Origin of the sequence: Lamprobacter sp. (assembly GCF_034860625.1) — a bacterium.
Lineage (GTDB): Bacteria > Pseudomonadota > Gammaproteobacteria > Chromatiales > Chromatiaceae > Lamprobacter.
The window spans coordinates 26,347-41,389 of the sequence record NZ_JAYESN010000010.1 but is presented as its reverse complement, the minus strand read 5'-3'; the positions used below and the strand labels follow the sequence as shown (position 1 = coordinate 41,389).

The 15,043-nt window shown below is 62.4% G+C and carries 13 protein-coding genes; 6 read left to right on the top strand and 7 right to left on the bottom strand.

The features are described 5' to 3' along the window. The first annotated feature begins 59 nt into the window (after positions 1 to 59). Positions 60 to 659 (top strand): SixA phosphatase family protein, encoded by a 600-nt coding sequence (locus tag VBE63_RS04435; RefSeq protein WP_323681789.1) that lies wholly within the window; start codon positions 60 to 62, stop codon positions 657 to 659. Between the two features lie 273 nt (positions 660 to 932). Here VBE63_RS04435 and pufA (VBE63_RS04430) read toward each other — a convergent pair whose 3' ends face one another. The 7 genes from pufA (VBE63_RS04430) to ppsR all read right to left on the bottom strand — a co-directional run bounded on the left by pufA (VBE63_RS04430) (position 933) and on the right by ppsR (position 6,337). Next, positions 933 to 1,103 carry a light-harvesting antenna LH1, alpha subunit gene (gene pufA, locus VBE63_RS04430; protein ID WP_323681788.1) on the bottom strand — a complete coding sequence of 57 codons (171 nt, stop codon included), beginning with the start codon at positions 1,101 to 1,103 and terminating at the stop codon, positions 933 to 935. A 61-nt stretch (positions 1,104 to 1,164) separates the two neighbouring features. Then, the gene (gene pufB, locus VBE63_RS04425; RefSeq protein ID WP_323681787.1) at positions 1,165 to 1,305 is read right to left on the bottom strand and encodes a light-harvesting antenna LH1, beta subunit; all 141 of its coding nucleotides are present in this window, start codon (positions 1,303 to 1,305) and stop codon (positions 1,165 to 1,167) included. A gap of 101 nt (positions 1,306 to 1,406) precedes the next feature. After that, on the bottom strand, positions 1,407 to 1,628 hold the full coding sequence (gene pufA / locus VBE63_RS04420) for a light-harvesting antenna LH1, alpha subunit (protein WP_323681786.1): 222 nt from the start codon (positions 1,626 to 1,628) through the stop codon (positions 1,407 to 1,409). Positions 1,629 to 1,679: 51 nt separating this feature from the next. Then, the gene (pufB, locus tag VBE63_RS04415; protein ID WP_323681785.1) at positions 1,680 to 1,823 is read right to left on the bottom strand and encodes a light-harvesting antenna LH1, beta subunit; all 144 of its coding nucleotides are present in this window, start codon (positions 1,821 to 1,823) and stop codon (positions 1,680 to 1,682) included. 630 nt (positions 1,824 to 2,453) lie between these two features. Beyond that, complete coding sequence (locus VBE63_RS04410) at positions 2,454 to 3,692, bottom strand: geranylgeranyl diphosphate reductase (RefSeq protein WP_323681784.1); 1,239 nt, start codon at positions 3,690 to 3,692, stop codon at positions 2,454 to 2,456. A 112-nt stretch (positions 3,693 to 3,804) separates the two neighbouring features. Then, on the bottom strand, positions 3,805 to 4,722 hold the full coding sequence (gene chlG / locus VBE63_RS04405; RefSeq protein ID WP_323681783.1) for a chlorophyll synthase ChlG: 918 nt from the start codon (positions 4,720 to 4,722) through the stop codon (positions 3,805 to 3,807). A 172-nt stretch (positions 4,723 to 4,894) separates the two neighbouring features. Continuing rightward, complete coding sequence (gene ppsR / locus VBE63_RS04400) at positions 4,895 to 6,337, bottom strand: transcriptional regulator PpsR (RefSeq protein WP_323681782.1); 1,443 nt, start codon at positions 6,335 to 6,337, stop codon at positions 4,895 to 4,897. 483 nt (positions 6,338 to 6,820) lie between these two features. Here ppsR and bchF point away from each other — a divergent pair, with 483 nt between their 5' ends. From bchF to bchL, 5 genes are read left to right on the top strand one after another with little or no spacing between them, the layout of a single operon-like run. Next, complete coding sequence (gene bchF / locus VBE63_RS04395; RefSeq protein WP_323681781.1) at positions 6,821 to 7,330, top strand: 2-vinyl bacteriochlorophyllide hydratase; 510 nt, start codon at positions 6,821 to 6,823, stop codon at positions 7,328 to 7,330. Positions 7,331 to 7,338: 8 nt separating this feature from the next. Further along, positions 7,339 to 8,640, top strand: coding sequence for a ferredoxin:protochlorophyllide reductase (ATP-dependent) subunit N (locus VBE63_RS04390; protein ID WP_323681780.1), 1,302 nt, complete (start codon positions 7,339 to 7,341; stop codon positions 8,638 to 8,640). Positions 8,641 to 8,662: 22 nt separating this feature from the next. Then, positions 8,663 to 10,252, top strand: a complete 1,590-nt coding sequence (gene bchB, locus VBE63_RS04385) for a ferredoxin:protochlorophyllide reductase (ATP-dependent) subunit B (protein ID WP_323681779.1) — start codon at positions 8,663 to 8,665, stop codon at positions 10,250 to 10,252. Continuing rightward, positions 10,227 to 14,045: a magnesium chelatase subunit H gene (locus tag VBE63_RS04380; protein WP_323681778.1), complete on the top strand. Its 3,819-nt coding sequence runs from the start codon at positions 10,227 to 10,229 to the stop codon at positions 14,043 to 14,045. Before bchB ends, VBE63_RS04380 begins: the two co-directional genes overlap by 26 nt. Then, a complete protein-coding gene (gene bchL, locus VBE63_RS04375) occupies positions 14,042 to 15,037 on the top strand; it encodes a ferredoxin:protochlorophyllide reductase (ATP-dependent) iron-sulfur ATP-binding protein (RefSeq protein ID WP_323681777.1) in 996 nt (331 codons plus the stop codon). The genes VBE63_RS04380 and bchL overlap by 4 nt, the downstream gene beginning before the upstream one ends. The last annotated feature ends 6 nt before the right edge of the window (positions 15,038 to 15,043 follow it).

The window sequence follows — 15,043 nt, the reverse complement described above, 5'->3', positions numbered from 1 at the left end:
CGGGGCAAGGGTGTGGGGATGCGATCTCCTCGGCTGCAGGTTTCGCTCCTGTGACCATTATGTTAAAAGCTTGGGCTGGTGAGCGTTTTCTGTTCGCCAACGGAGTTCCCTTAGCCCAAGGCACGTTCTGGTACCTATCTTCTCCAATGGCTCGTGAGCTACTACTGCTGCGACACGCTAAGTCGGATTGGGACACTGATACGGGGTCTGACATTGAGCGCCCACTTGCCAAGCGTGGTAAGCGGGATGCGCCCCGAATTGGCGAATGGCTCTACCGGGAAGGTCTGGTGCCCTCTCTCATTCTGAGCTCGACGGCCGAGCGTGCTCGCGAGACAACCTTGCGTGTCTGCAAGGGACTCGACTACAAGAAACGTGACATCAAGTGGGAGCCGGCTATCTATGAGGCCGATCTCGAGACGCTGCTGCGCCTGCTTGCTGACTACGAGCATGCCCCAAGCACGGTGCTGATGGTTGGCCACAATCCCGGTCTAGAGGATTTGCTGCGGTATCTGGCGGAGGATGATCTGGATGAGCGCAAGGATGAGAAACTGCTACCGACAGCAGCCTTGGCTCGATTGGAGATGCCCGACGATTGGTGCTCGCTAGAGGCGGGCTCAGCGGTACTCTCAAGGGTGATTCGCCCGAAAGCGCTGAAATAGCCGCTGCCAATACCCGCCGAAATTGCCAAGGCTTGCATTGCATTGGCGTTCTGCCATCGCCTGATGTTGTGCGCCCCAAACGGCCGGCGCCGGCTCCCGAATCCCCTTCCTCTGTCTCATGGAGACATCTGGAAAGAGCCGCGGAGCCGGCGCTCAGTGCGATCGAGTGTTGCTGATCGCTGCTGATGCTCGGTGCTTGCCTGATGGCGGGCTGAGCCTTCAGCTTCAGCAGAGGCTACAGAGCAGCCCTGCTGTTACAGGTTGGTCCTGTATTCAACCGCCCCAGTACGCGCCGTAAGGGCTGACGGTGAACAGGAACGCATGGACCAGGATGGCCAGCAAGAATACGGACATCAGGATCGGAACCAGCCAAGTGGCGGGATTCAGGACGAGCCAGACTTTCCAATCGTCTTCAGGGTTTTTTGGGCGTGCGATTTCGGCCATTTCTCAGCTCTCTATGCGGATTCAGTAATTGTGCTTTGAAGCGGGTTTGATCAGCGACTGATCAGAACCAGGGCTTCCAAGCCAGTACGAGGATGTGAGCAACCGCCGCGATGCCGACGAAAGCGGTATAGGTGGTCTTGAACTGCTCATGAAACTCTTTGGCTTGATCTGGGGTCAGGCCCGAAAGGCTAGCGTCTGCCATTGAATGACTCCTTACGAGGTTTTAGTGCCGCGCCCTAAGGTTAACGGCGATGATCATGGAACAAGGATTGTTCGATGATGATTGATTCGACGAGCGGCTATTTACTCAGCTGCTGGAGCTGGAGCAGCTTCGGCAGCAACTGGAGCGGCGTCGCCAACCCAGTACTCGCTGTATGGGCTAACCGAGAACAGGAAGGCATGGATCAGGATGCCGAGCACAAACACTGACATCAGGATCGGCACCAGCCAAGTTGCCGGGTTCAGAACCAGCCAAATCCGGTAGTCCTGTTCTTTCGGCTTATAGTTCATGACGTCTTGGAACATGATTGAGTCCTCTATCGAGTTAGTTCAGGTGGTGCGCTTAGAGCTGGTTCTTCAGAACCAAGGCTTCCAAGCCAGCACCAGGATATGTGCGACAGCAGCGATACCGACGAAAGCGGTATAGGTGGTCTTGAACTGCTCGTGGAACTCTTTTGCTTGCTCAGGCGTCAGGCCAGAAAGACTTTTCATGTCAGCCATTTACATACCCTCCAAAGGGGCTTGTGACATTGGCCGCGGCGAGTGCTGCGGCGGGAATCGACCCGGCTTAAGGTGTCGAGTCGAGCTGAACGACCGGCGGTGCCGGGAAGGCGTTTCCGTCTGCCAACTCGTGTTTCCATGGCTGTCAGTTTAGTCTGACAGATATAAATGTCAACCCAAATGTACAGATTCCTTTGCGGTTTCTTATTTTTGCCCTGTTTTTGTGATTTAAGATTATGTTTATATTGATAAAATTAGGTTTTCGCTCTGGTGTCTCGCTAGCCTGACAGTGCGGAGATTGACAATCCTGGGGCGATCTCGGCTGATGTGAAGGGCCGTTGCCCAGGCTGCATTGACAGGCTCTTGTGGTGAGTTGGCCTGCTGCGAGGCGCTCGAAAAGACCTCGAGAACAAGATTAAGTCATTAAAAACAGCAGGTTGCCGGTTTTGTCCGCTGTTGGCTTCAGAGGTCGTGGAGATTTCGGTGGGGCTGAGCGCGCTGGATCGATGCAACGATCCCGATGGTTGCTTGGCTGATCTAGCGCAACCCTGATGGGGAGTGGTGAGTGGCGGAGGGGGGAGCGTTGCGCCCGCTAGGGGCGCAGAGCAGCGATTGGCGGTTGGCTGGGCGTTAGTCGACGCGTCGCGCAGCCTTCTGCCAGGGTGAGACGATCCCTAGCAGATGCGCCATGTCTTTCATGAAGATCCGCAGATGGGCGGCAGGCTTGGCGCGTACCAAGCGCTTATGCATATAGGCCTCCCAGGTCAGATGTTGGATATCGGGGTCATCGCAGAGGCTCACGAAGCGCTCGCGGCGCTTGTCGCTCTTGTACCAGAAGCGCTGCATGATCCCGAGAATCCAGAACACCCGGCCATGAGCCTTCATGAACCGCTTGCGGGCGCTGGCGAGCGCCTTGGCATTGCCGGTGGCCAGGAGCTCCTCGACCGCATCACCGGCGAGGCGGCCGCCGACCAAGGCGTAGTAGATGCCTTCACCGGAGGCTGGGGCGACAACCCCGGCGGCATCGCCAGCCAGCACCAGATCGCGATCGTTGTCCCATTTCTTCAGCGGGTGCAGCGGGATCGGTGCGCCCTCGCGGCGCAGGGTCTCGCACTGGTCGAGCCCGGTCTCCTTGCGCAGTTGGTCGACCGCGTCGTGTAACGAGAAGCCCTTCAGTTCGGTGCCGACACCGATGCTGGTGGTGTCGCCGTGGGGGAAGATCCAGGCGTAGAAGTCGGGTGAGAGCTTGCCCTGGTAGTAGACGTCGCAACGGGTGGGGTCGAAGTCGTGTAGGCCTTGACCCGAGGTCGGCGCAGGCGAGCGGACGATCTCGTGATAGGCGGCCACATGTGGAAGCTCCTTGGCGCCGGGCACGCACTGCTTGGCGACCGATGACATGGCCCCGTCGGCGCCGATCACCGCCCGTGCGCGCACCGTCTCGGTGGCACTCCGATCGCTGGCCTCGGCCGGCCGGAATTCGATCAGCGCGGTGCCGTCGGTATCGCGCAAGACCCGGGTGAAGGTGCCGTTGCGGCGCTCGGCGCCGGCGTTGGCAGCGCGCTCTCGCAGCCATTCATCGAAGGGCTCGCGATCGACCATGCCGACATAGCCGCCATTGATCGGCATGTCGACGTGGCGGTCGCTCGGCGCCACCATGCGGGCAGAGCTGATCTTGGCGACCAACTGCTCATCGGGGATCTCGAACTCTTCGATCGCCTTGGGGGGGATCGCGCCGCCGCAGGGCTTGATGCGCCCTGGGCGGTCGAGCAGCAGGACCTTGCGGTTGCGCTTGGCCAGATCAGTGGCGGCGGTCGCCCCGGCCGGACCGCCACCAACGATGACCACATCATAGGTCTCGGAATTTGCCATCAGTCTCACCTTTGGGGTTATTTGTTGTCGAGGGCTGTGGCCGCGGTATCGGCCAACCGCGGTGTTGCCTTGCGGGCACGCGGGATCTCTGCTCTTGGCGTATGTGCTTGACTCAGGATGCCGTGGCGATCACGGCGCGCGCTGCGAACGCGCTCACCATCATGCCGCTGACATAGACCGTCACGCCAAGCGCACTGAGCCAGGTGGCGCGGGCGACGGGGTCTTCCAAGAAACGGGTCATTAGCGTGATCTGTACCATCACCAGTGCCGCGACCGCTGCGGCGTGGACCGGTTGCATCCAGGAGAACAGCAGCCCGACGACGACGAGCTGCGGGATGATCATGACGAGGCAGGCGACCCAAGCGGCACCCCGCACGCCAAGCTGCACCGGCAGCGAGCGCACACCCATCTGTTTGTCACCCTCGATCGCCTTAAAATCGTTCAGGGTCATGATGCCATGCGCGCCCAATCCATAGAGGAAGGCCAGCGCGAGGATGCGCCAATCCGGCATCGCACCGCCGATCATCACCGCGGCGCCGGTAATCCAAGCCAAACTTTCATACGAGAAGCCGACCGCAGCGTTACCAAACCAGCCGTTCTGTTTCAGTCGCAGCGGTGGTGCGCTATAGGCCCAGGCCAGCGCTAAGCCGACGACGGTGGCACCGAAGACCCAGGGGCCAAGCACCAGCGCCAGCAGCAGTGACATCAGGGTCCAGATGATCGAGAGCTTGTAGCCCCAGTCACCCGGGATGCGACCCGAGGGGATCGGTCGGTTTGGCTCGTTGATCGCATCGACCTCGCGGTCGTACCAGTCGTTCACGACCTGACTGGTTGCGCAGAGCAGCGGGCCGGCCAGGATGACGCCGGCGAGCAACAGCAGCCAATGCTCGACGATCGAGGCGCCGGAAGAGACCACGCCGCAGGCGAAGGCCCACATCGGCGGGAACCAGGTGATGGGATGCAGGACCTCGAGGATGGCCGAGGGCTCGGGGCGGTTCGCCGAAGCGGCGGGGGTAGCCGGCTCTATCATGGGTTCAGTTGGTCGAGTCTAGGTCGGTTGGTTGCGAGCGGAAATCGGGAAAGTTTAGCCCGAAGCCCAGGGCAGGACCGCTGTGCTGCACAGGAACGCTGATCAGGGTCAAGCCGCGGCGAACGTCCAAGCATGCACGGGCGCGAGCGCGCAGCTGATTTAAGGCGATGCCTTAGGGGCTGCGAGCGGGTTGATCGCCGCCGCCTTCGGCTGCGGCGTCGCTCAGGCCATAACGCCTGAGCTTGACATAGAGACTCTGCCGGCTGAGGCCGAGCAGCTCGGCTGCGGAGGCCCGGTTATCGCCGGTGAGCTCGAGCGCGGCCTCGATGCAAAGCCGTTCGATCATATCGGAGGACTCGCGCACGACCTCCTTCAAAGGCACCCGTCCAACTAGCTCCGTGAGATGTTCGACGGAGCGCGGGAGAGCCTGCTCGCTCCCGCTTGCGGCGGAGACGCGGCGGTCGACGTTGCGGATGATGAAGCCGAAATTGGGCTGCTCGCCATTCTGAATGGCGACTGCCGAGATCTCCACCTCGCTACTGGCTCCGAAGTCGCTGCGGATCGTGGTTGCAAATAGCCGAACCGCGCCATGCTGGCGCAGGTTCGCAAGCAACACATTGAGGTCGACGCCAGGGCGGCCGAGCCAGCGGTCAAGGGATTCACCGCGAACCTGATCTTCGCTGTTAGCCTGAGTGAGATCAAGAAAAGCGGTATTTGCGTTCAGGATGCGGCCGTCCTGCGCCGTCACCACGATGCCATCGGGTGCCCGTTCCATGATCTTCGCCAGCCGCGAGCTGGGTTCGGACTTCTCCGCCGCGCCTTCCGCGGAGCGGGCGATCTGTGCGAGCCGGAGCAGGACGAGCGAGGTGTTCTCCTGACGAATCAGTGCCGCCGAGATGCTGAGCTCAATGCCATTGCGCAGGCGTGCGCGGATATCGCTGGCACGCCCAGCTGCGCGCACACCGGCAATCAGGGATTCGACCGCTCGCGTGCCGGCCTCGTCGAAACCCTCGGGGAAATGGCGTCCAACCAGACGCCTGGGATCGGACACAAGCAACTGGCTTGCGGCTGGGTTGGCCTCCACGACCTTTCCAGTCGTCGGGTCCATCACCAAGACCGCATCCGAAGAGGATCGGAACAGGAGGCGATAGCGGGTCTCCAGCTGGCGCAGCCGCCAGTAGTCGCGCTCCAGCGATTGCTGGGCATCGACCAAGCGCTGTTGTAGCGCCGCGAAACCTTGGAGATCGCGACCGATGGCAATCAGATGGTCGTGACTGCCGAGGCGGGTCGCGCAATAGCGCACCGGAACCTCGCCGCCAGTGCGCGAGATATGGGCGAGTTGCTGCCAGATAGGCGCGCCGCTGTCCTTTAAGGCATCGGTGATCAAGGTCTCGACCCGGCCACGGCTCTCCGCGGTGACCGTGTCGCTCCAGGAGCGACCGACCCAGTCATCGGAGATCTGTGCGCTGAGCTCGTCGTTGCCCAGGGCGACGTCGCGGATCATCCCCTTTTGGTCGAGGATAAGGGCGATATCTGACGCCGCGGCGATGAGCGTAGCGACACGGTCGGTATCAACTTTTCCGAGGGCGGCTTGCGGTGCGTCAAACGGCTTCACAATCGCCTGCTCCAGGCCGCACACGGCCTGACCCAGGGCCTCGGCCAGCCCAGAGCCTGATCAGTGTCCTCCACGCAACGAACCCTGCGATGGCGCCCGCGCCAGCTCGCTTCACGTCATCACCTCGGCTCCCCCCTCTACCGCAGCGGGGTGGTTTGCGCCCGTCGAGCCCGAAGGGCCTTGATCAAAACCCATTGTTTTTTGTGGGAAATGATCCGCGACTTGCGCGGCGCTGCGGGCAACATTCGACGTTTCGCGCCTTGCGGTGTGTCGTTAGCCTCGCGTTTTGACCGGGGCAGGATTGACCGAACACAGAGACAGCACAACGCGCACGCCGTTGACCCCTTATTAGGTAGTCGCGAGGCGTCGATCTGTCAAGTATTCTTTACGTTAAGCTGAGTTGACATGTTTGGGGATGCAGACTAGATTCCTTATACGGCGGCACTTCCCAAACACTGCACGAGGAGGCTAATGCGTCAGCCCGTGAAAAGGCATGACCAGCATCAACTGCTGTATACGCCAGAAGAGCGTCAACGGCGCGATGAGACCCCTTGGACCCTGGTCCAAGGCATCTTGGCGCCTTTGCAGTTTCTGGTGTTCCTGGTCAGCTTGGTGTTGGTGATCCGCTATCTGGCAACGGGCGCGGGCGAGATAGCCGCGACCGTCTCGGTCGTGATCAAGACTTTGATCCTTTACTTGATCATGATCACGGGATCGATCTGGGAGAAGGTCGTTTTTGGTAAATACCTCTTTGCCCCCGCGTTTTTCTGGGAAGATGTGTTTAGCATGCTGGTGCTGGCGTTGCACACGGCCTATCTGGTCGCGGTCTTCGGTGGCTTCATGGATGTCAGGGGGCAACTCTTGCTCGCCCTGGCGGCCTATGCCGCCTATGTGATCAACGCGACTCAGTTCATCCTCAAGCTGCGGGCAGCACGTCTGTCAGCACAACGTCTGGATGCCGAGCAGGCCGCTTCCCTGGGGGCGAGCGAATGACAGGCGCGATGGGTTTATCCCCCACAGCGGGCGAAGCAGTCACCTGCGGCCATTCTGGCGTCGCCTCGGGTCGGGTTTCGGTGCGACAGGAGCAGGGCCAGCGCCAGGTCTTTTGCGGACTGGCTGGCATCGTCTGGCTGCATCGGAAGATCCAAGACGCCTTCTTTCTGGTCGTTGGCTCACGCACCTGCGCGCATCTGCTGCAGTCGGCCGCCGGCGTCATGATCTTCGCTGAGCCGCGCTTTGCGACCGCCGTGCTCGATGATCGTGATCTGGCAGGCCTCGCCGATTGCAATGAAGAGCTGGATCGGGTGGTGACCGAACTGTTGGCGCGTCGGCCTGATATTGGCACCTTATTTTTGGTCGCCTCCTGTCCGTCGGAGGTGATCAAGCTTGATCTCGATAATGCCGCAGAGCGTCTGGCGCGTCATCAGCAAGGGCGTGTGCGGGTGCTCGCCTACAGTGGCAGCGGTCTGGATACCACCTTTACTCAGGGCGAGGATACCTGCCTGACCGCGTTGGTCCCGGAGCTGCCCGAAGCGCCTGCGGGCACCGATGCACTGCTGGTGCTGGGCACGCTACCGGATGTGGTCGAGGATCAGTTCCGGCGCTTGTTCGATGCGCTCGGAATCCCATCGCTCTCCTTCCTGCCGCCGCGACGCGGAAGCGAGCTGCCGGCGGTCGGTCCAGGTACGCGGCTACTTGCAGCGCAGCCCTTCGTCGGTGGCACGGCTGCGGCCTTGGTCGCACGGGGGGCGACGCTCCTCGAAGCCCCCTATCCCTTCGGGGTGGAGGGCACGCGAGCCTGGCTGGGTGCCGCGGCGTCGGCCTTCGGCGTCTCAGCTGCACGGGTTGAGGAGGTCACGGCACCGGCTGCCGCTCGCGCCGAGCGCGGTCTCGAGCGGTACCGTGCGCAGCTGGCTGGTAAGCGCATCAGTTTTCTGCCAGATTCCCAGCTTGAGATTCCGCTTGCGCGATTCCTGCAGCGCGAATGCGGGATGGAGTTGGTCGAGATTGGTGTGCCCTATCTCGATCGGCGCATGATGGGGGTCGAGCTCGACTGGCTGCCATCAAACGTACGCTTGACCGAGGGACAGGACGTGGAGCGCCAGCTCGACCGTCTGCGTGAGGATCGGCCGGATCTGACCGTCTGCGGTCTCGGTCTCGCCAACCCACTCGAGGCCGAGGGGCTGACCACGAAATGGTCGATCGAGCTGGTGTTCTCACCGGTGCACGGTTTCGACCAGGCCGCCGACCTGGCCGAGCTCTTCGTGCGCCCACTTAACCGCCGCACGCGGCTCGCGTTCTGATCCGCCGGTCCGAATCGATAGCATGCAACTGACTGTTTGGACATACGAAGGCCCGCCCCACATGGGCGCCATCCGCATCGCTGCCTCGATGCAGGGCGTGCATTGCGTGCTGCATGCGCCGCAGGGTGATAGCTACGCGGACCTGCTGTTTACCATGATTGCGCGCAGCGCCAAGCGCCCACCGGTCACTTACACGAGCTTCCAAGCCCGCGATATGGGGGCGGATACGGCCGAGCTGGTACGCAGGACATTGCGGGAAACGGTCGAGCGTTTTCAGCCGCGCGCGCTATTGGTCGGCGAGGCCTGCACCGGCGAGCTGCTGCAAGATCAGCCGGCGGCGCTCGCGCAGGGGATGGGGTTCGATTGCCCCGTGGTGCCGCTTGAGCTGCCCGCGTTTACGCGCAAGGAGAGTTGGGGTGCCAGTGAGACCTTCCTCCAGTTGGTGCGCAGTCTGCTGCGTGGCCAGCCACCGCGCCTGCGCGATCCGGTTGCTGAAGGCCGGCGTCCGCGCGCCAACCTGCTCGGCGCCACGGCGCTCGGCTTCCGTTGCCGCGATGATATCGTCGAGGTCACCAAGCTGCTCGAGAGTGCTGGGGTTGATGTCAACCTGAGCGCCCCGGCCGGCGCCTCGCCGGAGGATCTTCGGCGTATCCCGGATGCCGACTTCAATGTCTGCCTCTATCCCGAGATCGCCCAGAGCACCTGTGTCTGGCTCGAGCGGATGTTCAAGCAGCCTTGGGTCAAGGGGGTTCCGATCGGGGTTGGCGCGACGCGCGATTTCTTGGTCGAGGTCGGCGAGGTTGCCGGCATCGATACCAGCGCTGCGATTGCCGCGGGCCGCACCCGCCTGCCCTGGTTCTCGCGTTCGGTGGATTCGACCTATCTGACCGGCAAACGCGTGTTCATCTTCGGCGATGCCAGCCACGCAATCGCCGCTGCGCGGATCGCGACTGAAGAGCTGGGCTTTGAGGTCGTCGGGCTCGGGAGTTACAGTCGCGAGTTTGCGCGCGAGCTGCGTGCTGCCGCCGAAGGCTATGGTGTCGAAGCGCTGATCAGCGATGACTATCTTGAGGTTGAAGCCGCGGTGCTCGATCTCGCGCCGGAGTTGGTGCTGGGCACACAGATGGAGCGCCACATCGCTAAGCGCGCGGGTATCCCCTGTGCGGTGATTTCAGCGCCTGTGCATGTGCAAGATTTTCCAGCGCGCTATGCCCCGCAGATGGGCTTTGAGGGCGCCAACGTGATCTTCGATACCTGGGTCCATCCGCTGATGATGGGCTTGGAAGAACATTTGATCACGATGTTCCGTGAAGACGAGGAGTTTCATGACGAGGCGGTTGCCTCCCACCTCGGGTCCGGCAGTGTTTCCGCGGCGAGCGCGGATGCGGGAGCCCGAAGCCCGGCCTCGACTGGGCCAAGCACGAGCGCGGACGGCATTGGGGCTGATGCTGCGCCCGTTTGGGAGCCAGAGGCAGAGCTGGAACTGAAGAAGATTCCCTTCTTCGTCCGTGGGAAGGCCCGTCGTAACACAGAACGCTTCGCCGCCGAGCGCGGTGTCGCCAGAATAACGGTCGAGACACTTTACGATGCCAAAGCCTACTTCGGTCGTTGATACGACACCTGTCAACGTTGTCATTGTCACGCTGGATAGCCATCTGGCCGGTGCGGTCGAGCGCGCGCGTCCGGCCCTGAAGCAGCAGCTTCCGGGGTTAAATCTCAGCTTGCATGCCGCCGCTGAATGGGACGATAACAAGGACGGACTCGAGCGCTGCGGCGGGACCGCGCGAGCGGACGACCTCTGTGGTCGCTGCCATGCGAATGGCGAATGCAAGCTGCAGCGTTGCCGGGCCGATATCTCCAAGGCCGATATCGTCGTCACCACCATGCTGTTCATGGAAGACCACATCAAGGCCGTGCTCCCCGCGCTGCAGGCGCGGCGCGACCATTGCGATGCGATGGTCGGCTGCATGTCCGCTGGTGAGATCATGCGGCTGACCCGCCTCGGCAAATTCAGCATGGATGGCTCGCAGACCGGTCCGATGGCGATTCTGAAGAAGCTGCGTGGCAATCGCGACCCGCAGAGCAAGAATGCAAGCGATGGCGCTCGCCAGATGGCGATGCTGCGTCGCATCCCGAAGATCCTGCGCTTCATCCCAGGGACGGCGCAGGATGTTCGGGCCTATTTCTTGATGCTGCAATATTGGCTGGCGGGCTCGGATGAGAACGTGGCCAACATGATTCGACTGCTGCTCGACCGCTACGCCAGTGGTCCGCGTGAGGTCTTCCGCGGCAAGCTCAAGGCCGCGCCGCCGGCTGAGTATCCCGAGGTCGGCGTCTTTCATCCACGGATGAAAGGGCGCATCACCGACCAGGTCAGTAAGCTGCCGGCGAAGAAAGGTGCGACCGGGACCGTCGGCCTACTGGTGATGCGCTCCTATGTGCTGGCCGGCAACACCGGCCATTACGACGGTGTCATCAAGGCACTCGAGGAGCGTGGCTTGCGCGTGATCCCGGCCTTTGCCAGCGGGCTGGATGCTCGGCCCGCGGTCGATCAGTTCTTCTTTCACAACGGCAAATGCGTGGTCGATGCCGTGGTCTCGCTGACCGGCTTCTCGCTAGTGGGTGGGCCGGCCTACAACGATGCTGCCGCGGCCCAAGAGGTTTTAGCGCGGCTTGATGTGCCTTATCTGGCTGCGCATCCGGTCGAGTTCCAGACCCTGGAGCAGTGGCAGGCCTCGGAGCGCGGGCTAATGCCGGTTGAGGCGACCATGATGGTCGCGATCCCCGAGCTTGACGGCTCCACCGGTCCCATCGTCTTCGGTGGTCGCTCGGCCGAGGCGGGGGTTGATCGCACCCGCGACATGCAGCCCCATCCCGAGCGCGCAAAGACCTTGGCTGCCCGTGTCGCGCGGCTGATCAAGCTGCGCCAGACGCCAGCCGCCGAGCGCAAGATTGCGATCGTGCTGTTCAACTTCCCGCCCAATGCCGGCAATACCGGTACCGCGGCTTACCTATCGGTCTTCGCCTCGCTGTATCGCACTCTGCAGGGGCTGAAGAACGAGGGCTATCAGGTCGAGGTGCCGGAAGACGTTGATGCGCTGCGCGAGCGCATTATCAATGGTAATGCCGCGCAGTACGGCGCCCATGCCAACGTCTTTACCCGGATTCCAGCCGATGATCACGTCCGTCGTGAGCCTTATCTGGCCGAGATCGAGGCCCAGTGGGGACCCGCGCCGGGTAAACAGCAGAGCGATGGCTCCGCGATCTTCGTGCTCGGTGAGCAGTTCGGCAATGTCTTCGTCGGTGTGCAGCCGAGCTTCGGCTACGAGGGCGATCCGATGCGGCTGCTGTTCGATAAGGGCTTCACGCCGACCCACGCCTTCAGCGCCTTCTGCCGCTTCTTGCGTGAGGACTTCGCCGCCAATGCGGTGTTGCACTTCGGCACCCATGGCGCGCTCGAGTTCATGCCGGGCAAGCAGGCTGGCATGTCTGGCGCTTGCTGGCCGGATCGGCTGATCGGCGATCTGCCGAATCTTTATCTCTATGCCTCGAACAACCCGTCCGAGGGCACCATCGCCAAGCGCCGCGCCGCGGCAACCCTGATCAGCTATCTGACCCCGCCGATCGCGAATGCGGGTCTCTATCGTGGCTTGGTCGATCTCAAGGGATCGATCGAGCGCTGGCGCAGCTTGGCCCCGGATGCTGCAGACGAAGAGCGCAATGAGCTCGCCGCGCTGATCCAGGCCCAGGCTGCCGAGCTGGATTTAGCGGCCATGGCCTCCGATGAAGAGCCAGAGTGGGATGCCACTGCTGGCGAGCGCATCCAGCGTCTCACCGATGCGCTGCTCGAGCTGGAATACACCCTGATCCCGCATGGCCTGCATGTGGTCGGTCAGCCGCCGACACCGACCGAGCGTCTGGATATGCTGATGGCGGTGGCCGAGTCGCGTATCGATCCCGACCATCCCATCGACCTCAAGCGCGGTGCGCTGGAGGCGCTGGTCAATGGCGGCGCTCCAGCGCTGGCGCTGCAGAAGGGTGGCATGGAGGTCACCGAGGCCAGCCTGAAGCTGATGGAAGATCTGGCCGGCTACGACAAGCTGCTCCACGAGGATCACGAGATGCCCGCCATCATGCGTGCGCTCGAGGGGCGTTTTGTCCGACCCGCGCCTGGTGGTGATCTGCTGCGCACGCCCGAGATCCTACCGACGGGCCGTAATCTGCATGGCTTCGATCCGTTCCGCATCCCCAGCCCGTTTGCGGTGCGCGAAGGTGCGCGTCACGCGCAGCAACTGCTCGATCGCCATATTCAGGATAACAATGCGATCCCCGAGTCGATCGCCTTAGTGCTCTGGGGGACCGACAACCTGAAGACCGAGGGTGGGCCGATCGCGCAGGCGCTCTGGCTGATGGGCGCCAAGCCCCGGCTCGATAGCTACGGGCGGGTCTGTGGCGCCGAGCTGATGCCCTTGGAGACGCTCGGGCGTCCGCGTATCGATGTCGTGATGACGCTCTCGGGCATCTTTCGTGACCTTTTGCCATTACAGACTAAACTCTTGGCTGAGGCCGCCTATTTGGCTGCGGTTGCTGATGAGTCAGTGGAGCAGAATTTTGTCCGTAAGCACACGCTGGCTTATCAGCAGGCTCATGATTGCGATCTGGAGACTGCCGCGCTGCGCGTGTTCAGTAATGCCGACGGCGCCTATGGCTCTAATGTCAATCATCTGATCGATAACAGTGGTTGGGACGAGGAAGACGAACTGGCCGAGACCTATACCCGCCGTAAGTGTTTTGCCTATGGCCGCGCCGGAGCACCGGTGCGTCAGGCCGAGCTGCTAAAGAGCGTGCTCAGCGATGTGCAGCTCGCCTACCAGAATCTCGACTCGGTCGAATTGGGCGTCACCACCGTGGATCACTACTTCGATACCCTCGGCGGCATCAGTCGCGCGGTGAGTCGCTCCAAGGGCGGCGATGTGCCGGTCTACATCGGTGATCAGACGCGCGGCGATGGCAAGGTACGCACGCTGGCCGAACAGGTCTCGTTGGAGACCCGCACCCGCATGCTGAACCCGAAATGGTACGAGGGCATGCTTGAGCACGGCTACGAGGGTGTGCGCCAGATCGAGGTCCATGTCACCAACACCATGGGCTGGTCCGCCACCACCGGCCAGGTCGCGCCCTGGGTCTACCAGCGCATGACCGAGACCTTCGTGCTCGATGAGGAGATGCGCGAGCGCCTCGCCGCGCTGAATCCGACCGCCTCGGCCAAGGTCGCGCAGCGTCTGATCGAGGCCCATGAGCGTAACTACTGGGCACCCGACGCCGAGACCCTGGAAGCCCTGCGCCAGGCCGGTGAAGAACTCGAAGACCGCCTCGAAGGCATTACCGAAGGAGTCGCTGCATGACCCTCGATGATCTGCCAACCACGATCTACGGTGGCGGCAAGCCGGCGGCAGCGCCTGCTCAGGGCGACTGTGATGCACCCGACTGCGGTGATGCTCAGCGCGGTGTGCCTAGGGGCGCCGACCCCAGGCTCGATGGCGAGGGCAGCGTGCAGGTGCAGCTCGACCCCAGTGAGCGCATCGACAAGGCGTTGGTGTTTGCGGTCTACGGCAAGGGCGGCATCGGCAAGAGCACGACCAGCTCCAACCTCTCGGTCGCCTTCTCTAAGCTTGGCAAGCGGGTGGTGCAGATCGGCTGTGATCCGAAGCACGACAGTACCTTCACGCTGACTAAGTGCCTGGTGCCGACCGTCATCGATGTGCTCGAGTCGGTCAATTTTCACCCCGAGGAGCTGCGGCTCGAAGACTTCGTCTACGACGGCTACAACGGCGTGATGTGCGTCGAGGCCGGTGGACCACCGGCCGGCACCGGTTGCGGCGGCTATGTCGTCGGCCAGACCGTGAAGCTGCTGAAGCAGCATCACATCCTCGATGACACCGATATCGTCGTCTTCGATGTGCTCGGCGATGTCGTCTGCGGTGGCTTTGCCGCGCCGCTGCAGCATGCCGACCGCGCGTTGATCGTCACCGCCAACGACTTCGACTCGATCTTCGCGATGAATCGCATCTCGACGGCGATCCTGGCCAAGGCCAAGAACTATAAGGTGCGCATCGGCGGCGTGATCGCCAACCGTAGCGACGAGACCGATCAGATCGATCGCTTCAATGCCGCGACCGGTCTCAAGACCATGGCCCATCTGCCGGCGCTGGATGTGATCCGCCGCTCGCGGCTGCGCAAGGCGACCCTGTTCGAGATGGATGCCGATGATCCGGATGTGGCGCATGCCCAGCAGCAGTACCTGCAGCTCGCAGAGACACTGTTGGCAGGCCCCGCGCCGCTCGAGGTGACGCCGATGCGTGATCGCGATCTGTTTGATTTCCTGGGCTTCGATTGAGCGCCG

Coding starts and splice junctions, on each gene's coding strand:
- VBE63_RS04380 (WP_323681778.1), top strand. CDS start 10,227: ATGCCAAAGCCTACTTCGGTCGTTGATACGACACCTGTCAACGTTGTC.
- pufB (WP_323681787.1), bottom strand. CDS start 1,305: ATGGCAGACGCTAGCCTTTCGGGCCTGACCCCAGATCAAGCCAAAGAG.
- pufB (WP_323681785.1), bottom strand. CDS start 1,823: ATGGCTGACATGAAAAGTCTTTCTGGCCTGACGCCTGAGCAAGCAAAA.
- VBE63_RS04435 (WP_323681789.1), top strand. CDS start 60: ATGTTAAAAGCTTGGGCTGGTGAGCGTTTTCTGTTCGCCAACGGAGTT.
- pufA (WP_323681788.1), bottom strand. CDS start 1,103: ATGGCCGAAATCGCACGCCCAAAAAACCCTGAAGACGATTGGAAAGTC.
- bchB (WP_323681779.1), top strand. CDS start 8,663: ATGCAACTGACTGTTTGGACATACGAAGGCCCGCCCCACATGGGCGCC.
- VBE63_RS04410 (WP_323681784.1), bottom strand. CDS start 3,692: ATGGCAAATTCCGAGACCTATGATGTGGTCATCGTTGGTGGCGGTCCG.
- VBE63_RS04390 (WP_323681780.1), top strand. CDS start 7,339: ATGGGTTTATCCCCCACAGCGGGCGAAGCAGTCACCTGCGGCCATTCT.
- pufA (WP_323681786.1), bottom strand. CDS start 1,628: ATGTTCCAAGACGTCATGAACTATAAGCCGAAAGAACAGGACTACCGG.
- chlG (WP_323681783.1), bottom strand. CDS start 4,722: ATGATAGAGCCGGCTACCCCCGCCGCTTCGGCGAACCGCCCCGAGCCC.
- bchL (WP_323681777.1), top strand. CDS start 14,042: ATGACCCTCGATGATCTGCCAACCACGATCTACGGTGGCGGCAAGCCG.